This is a genomic window from Cellulomonas sp. GbtcB1, from assembly GCF_019091725.1.
Lineage (GTDB): Bacteria > Actinomycetota > Actinomycetes > Actinomycetales > Cellulomonadaceae > Cellulomonas.
Genome location: NZ_JAGXJG010000135.1, coordinates 1 through 639, shown reverse-complemented (window position 1 = coordinate 639; position 639 = coordinate 1). Strand labels below are relative to the sequence as shown.

Below are 639 nucleotides of genomic sequence, written 5' to 3'. Positions count from 1 at the left end.
GACCGTCGCCGACCACGTCGTCGTCATGCAGGACGGCGCCGTGGTGGACGCGGGCGACGTCGACCACGTGCTGCACCGGTCGACGGTGCCCTACACGCGCGCGCTGCTGGACGCGGTGCCGCGGCTGCGCCACGGCCGCGCCACCGAGGAGGAGGTCACCGGTGCCTGAGGCCCCGATCATCGAGCTGTCCGGCGCCGACCTGGCGTACGGGAGGCGGACCGTCGTGCACGGCCTCGACCTCGCCGTGGCGGAGGGCGCGCCCGTCGCGCCCACCGGCGAGGCCGGCCCCGGCAAGTCGACCGCCGCGCGCGCCGCGCTCGGTCTGCTCCGCCCCGTCGGCGGCGAGGTCCGGTACCGCGGCCCCGCGCCCGACCGGCTGGACGCCGCCGGCCGCCGCGCCTACCGCGCCGCGGTGCAGCCGGTGTTCCAGGACGGCCCCGAGACGCTCGACCCGCGCCAGCGCGTGGGGTCGGCGGTCGCGGAAGGGCTGTCCCTGCCGCGCGGCGAGCGGGCGCGCGCCGTAGCGGGACTGCTGGCGGACGTCGGCCTCGACCCCGCCCTGGCCGGCCGCCGACCGCCAGGGCTGGCCGGCGGTCAGCGGCAGGGGGGCGGGATCGCCCGGGCCCCCGCCCCGGGCC

At 80.8% G+C, this 639-nt stretch carries 2 protein-coding genes; both read left to right on the top strand.

Annotation, left to right across the window (positions count from 1 at the left end):
* Positions 1 to 25 precede the first annotated feature (25 nt).
* A complete protein-coding gene (locus tag KVT14_RS23640) occupies positions 26 to 169 on the top strand; it encodes a hypothetical protein (RefSeq protein ID WP_368858789.1) in 144 nt (47 codons plus the stop codon).
* The coding region (locus tag KVT14_RS20060) for an ATP-binding cassette domain-containing protein (RefSeq protein ID WP_217617271.1) at positions 162 to 639 on the top strand (478 nt) is incomplete at its 3' end. The genes KVT14_RS23640 and KVT14_RS20060, both read left to right, overlap by 8 nt.

Coding starts and splice junctions, on each gene's coding strand:
- KVT14_RS23640 (WP_368858789.1), top strand. CDS start 26: ATGCAGGACGGCGCCGTGGTGGACGCGGGCGACGTCGACCACGTGCTG.